Origin of the sequence: Mesotoga sp. HF07.pep.5.2.highcov (assembly GCF_003666285.1) — a bacterium.
Lineage (GTDB): Bacteria > Thermotogota > Thermotogae > Petrotogales > Kosmotogaceae > Mesotoga > Mesotoga prima.
Window position 1 is genome coordinate 1 of sequence record NZ_JFHJ01000209.1, and the last position, 4,003, is coordinate 4,003.

Below are 4,003 nucleotides of genomic sequence, written 5' to 3' on the forward strand. Positions count from 1 at the left end.
TATAACTTCCTCCCCGGGCCGTATCTTGGTCTGACAATATTACTCTGAGCAATCTGTTTATGGGAGAAGACGGTGTTTCTGCACCGTCTTCTTCTTTTGATAAGGCGCAAAAAAGAAGCAGTTTTTTTGAACCGGTAAGCAATGTGGGGTAACAGTGACAGACAAATTTCTACTAAGGACTTCTTCTTCTCGGATTTCTGGCCTTCTTTAACTTGACAATTAATTCATCTAGAATTGTACAGTTTGCATTGTTATTCAGAAACTTCTTGTAGGTTACCCTCAGAGAAGAGAATTCTACTCGTAATGGTTGGTCAAGGAGGTTCGATTTTGAGAGAACTTAAAAAGGAAGCAAAGTATATTGTTGAGAGATCAATTGAAACGGTTCAGCCTGAAAGCTCCGTTAAGAATGCTCTTGAAAAGCTTAGGCTGAAAGGTCCTATATTCCTTTTGGCGGTCGGCAAGGCAGCCTGGAGAATGACCAAAGCTGCGATGGACAAGCTTGGTGAAGAAGTAAGCGCGGGAATCGTAATAACGAAATATGGCTACAGTCAGGGAGATATCGAACGCGTAGAGATTTTCGAAGCCGGGCATCCGATACTTGACAGAAAGACCGTTGAAGCTACAGATTATGCTCTCAAAAAAATTGAGGAATTGAAGCCGGAAAAGATTCTCTTTCTTATTTCGGGAGGCGGATCGGCTCTCTTCGAAAAACCATTGGAGGGGGTGATGCTTGAGGATCTTGTTGATGTCAACAATCGTCTATTCCGTTCAGGTGCAAGCATCGTCGAAATCAACACGGTGAGAAAACACCTTTCTTCAGTAAAAGGAGGGCGTTTTGCAAAGCTGGTCTCTCCCTCTCAGGTCTATACGCTTGTTCTTTCCGATGTTTTAGGAGACCGTCTTGATTCGATCGCTTCAGGACCGGCTTACCCCGATAGCAGTACAAGTGACCAGGCGCTTGCAGTCCTTGAGAAGTACGCTATTGATGTTGATTCCAGAATCATTGAGGCTCTGATGGTAGAGACTCCTGACCGCCTGTTTAACGTTCAAACTGAGATTATCGGAAGTGTTGCGAGAGTCTGTGAATCTGCAGCAACATTTGCCAGAGAGATTGGATATAACGCCACTATCCTCACAACTTCGTTAGATTGCGAAGCAAGAGATGCCGGTGTTTTTTTGGCATCTATCGCTAGAGAAGAAGCACACAACAGACCAGTGGAAAAGCCGGCCGCTCTGATCATTGGCGGTGAAACAGTTGTGCATGTTAGAGGCAGAGGTCTGGGAGGAAGATGTCAGGAGCTTGCTCTTGCATTCTCTTTAGGGATTGGGGAAATGGGTGGTGTTACGCTGGCCTGTGTCGGCACCGATGGTACCGATGGGCCTACCGATGCAGCTGGCGCCATTGTCGATGGAAGAACAGTTCGAAAAATGTTGGATGCTGGCATAGATCCACAGTTATTTCTGCTCGACAACGATTCCTACCACGCTCTGGAAAAGTCAGGCGACTTATTCATTACGGGGCCGACTGGTACAAATGTAAACGATCTGATAGTGCTGCTTTGCGAGTGAATATAGAAATACGATCGACAGTCATTAAGGAAATTTGATTCCTTCAAAACCAGCTTTACGACGGAAGAAGGCCGCTATTTTATTGTCCATCCGACCATTCCTTTGACGTAATATCTTTGAAGCAATACGTAGATAAGAATTGGAACGATCATCACCATCAAAGATGCAGCGGAGAGTAGTCCCCAGTCGACATGGTAAACCCCTCGCATTAATGGAATCCTTTGAGTTGCCAGGAGTTTGTCCGGAGAATAGATGAGAATAAGAGCAAGGAAAAAGTCGCTCCATACCCATGTAAACTGCAAAGCAGAGGCCGAAGCAATTGCCGGGAAAGCATTGGGAAGTACAATCCTGAAGAAGATACCCAAGTCTCCAGCTCCATCGATTCTGGCTGCCTCCTCCATATCGGTCGGAAGAGTCTTGAAGTAATTACGCATGAAGAAAGTTATCCATGGTATTCCCCACGCAGTGTGGAGAAGAATAAGACCGAAGTAAGTGTCTACCAACCTAGAGTGCTCATTATTTTAAAGATAGGAATAGCAATCATCTGCTGAGGGAGCGCAAGAGTGAGCACAACGGTTAGAATAAACGTCTTCCTGAACGGGAATCCATATCTGGAAATTCCATAGCCTGCCAATGTTGCTAGCATTAAAGGGATTATCGTAGAGGGAAGAGCAATTAACAGAGAGTTTATCATCCCCCTATAAAGTGGTGCTGTACGATGATTAAGTGCCCCGGTGAAGTTTGATAGAGTTGCAGTGAACGGCTTGAGACTCCACCATCCGTCCAGTACTTCACTAAAGGGCCTAATTGCTGTCATAACTACGCCCATCAACGGAAGGATCCATATGAGGGCGATAATCCAGGCAATGACTGTTTTTAGAACAATCTCTCTCCTTGACTTTCTCATTCTGCCTCATCTCCCGCCGATTTCATCATGGGAATCGCAGCCAGTAGAGTTGAGGCGGTAATTAAAACCGCAACTACTGCAGATTTTCCAAAGTCCCACTCTCGAAAGCCATAAAGATACATTTGAAGCGCAAGAACGTTTGATGAACCACCTGGCCCTCCCATAGTTGCAATATAAACAATATCGAAGACCTTCAGTTCCCACAGCAGAGTCATTGTAAGTACGACAACGGTGATTGGTTTCAACAATGGAATCGTTATCTTAAGTAGCATTTTGAACTTTGATGCGCCGTCTATCTGGGCTGCTTCATAGTATGTGTTGGGAATAGTCTCAAGCCCGGCAGAATAGAGAATCATTGAGAAGCCTGTCCACAACCAGACAGAGCCGAAGATCAGTGCAAAGAGAGCCGTCTCTGGATATGCTGTCCAAGTCTTACCTTCCAGTCCAAGTGTCTGCAGAACTAGATTCACAACGCCAACATTTTCCTCGAACATGAATCGAATCATTATTCCGCCCACTATCATTGGCATAACCATGCCAAGGAATATTATCGACTTTACTATTCCCCCTCCCTTTACGTCTCGCAGAAGGATAGCCAGAAATAAACCCACAAGGGTAGTTAATGGCAGATGGATCGCGATCCACATTAAGTTATGAATAAGTGAACCAAAAGGAAAACCTCTCTCTAGTCCCCGGGGATCTAGGATATCCCTGCTGGAAAACACTTCTCTGTAGTTTGAGAGTGAAAGGTTCCCTTCGCTGTCAACAAAGCTCAGGAAAATCGTGTTGAACGTAGGATATAAAACGAAAATCACTAGAAGCAACAACGCCGGCAAAATGAAGTAGCTGAAGTGCCTGAATTTTGCCTTTCTCAAAGCCAACTAGATCACCCCCGAAGAAAGAAGTGGGACCCAGATGGGCCCCACTTAGAGAAATCGATTACTTCGGCATTTTTTCATCAAGGTCCATCAGCGCATCGTCAAGCCTTTCCGGTCTTACCCAGATTAGTTTAAGCTGGTCCCAGAATGCTGTCTGCCAGAGACCGCCGATGGAATCATCGAGATCATTTAATGTCTCAACACCCTCTGTCAACTTCGCAATCTCCTTGTCGACTGCAGGATAATTAGACATGTCGACTCCGACGGTTGCAATATGGCCACCCTGCGCAACCTGAATGCTCTGACCTTCCACACTCGAAAGGAATTTCACAAGTTCCAGAGCTTCTGCCTTGTTGGTTGCGTATTCGGGCACAAATGCATAGTCAATACTGAAAACCATCCCGCGATTTCCCGGAAGACTGAAGACAGCCAGATCATTCGGGTCGTCTACCATTCCCGTTATCCACTGTCCCATGAAGTAAAGACCGTAATCTCCGTTCCACCACTGCTCGAGTATAGTTGTCCACTCTGTGGGTTCACTGAAGTATCCCTTTTCGAGAAGATAGACTAGCTTTTCCATGGCGTTCCTGACCGCGTAACTCCTCCAGGTCGTGTTTCCTTCGATTAGGTCCTTCTGGAGTTCGGGGCC

The 4,003-nt window shown here is 45.8% G+C and carries 3 protein-coding genes and 1 pseudogene; 1 reads left to right on the forward strand and 3 read right to left on the reverse strand.

Annotated features, from left to right (window positions below; translation table 11 throughout):
• Nucleotides 1-327 precede the first annotated feature (327 nt).
• The gene (locus BG32_RS04390) at nt 328-1,569 is read left to right on the forward strand and encodes a glycerate kinase (RefSeq protein WP_121526463.1); all 1,242 of its coding nucleotides are present in this window, start codon (nt 328-330) and stop codon (nt 1,567-1,569) included.
• Nucleotides 1,570-1,643: 74 nt separating this feature from the next.
• Here the strand turns inward: BG32_RS04390 and BG32_RS17065 are convergent.
• The 3 genes and pseudogenes from BG32_RS17065 to BG32_RS04405 form a co-directional block, all read right to left on the reverse strand.
• Nucleotides 1,644-2,476: pseudogene (locus BG32_RS17065) on the reverse strand (carbohydrate ABC transporter permease).
• Nucleotides 2,473-3,357, reverse strand: coding sequence for a carbohydrate ABC transporter permease (locus BG32_RS04400; RefSeq protein ID WP_006492701.1), 885 nt, complete (start codon nt 3,355-3,357; stop codon nt 2,473-2,475). Before BG32_RS04400 ends, BG32_RS17065 begins: the two are co-directional and overlap by 4 nt.
• A gap of 58 nt (nt 3,358-3,415) precedes the next feature.
• Nucleotides 3,416-4,003: extracellular solute-binding protein (locus BG32_RS04405; RefSeq protein WP_121526464.1), on the reverse strand; the 588-nt coding region annotated here is incomplete at its 5' end.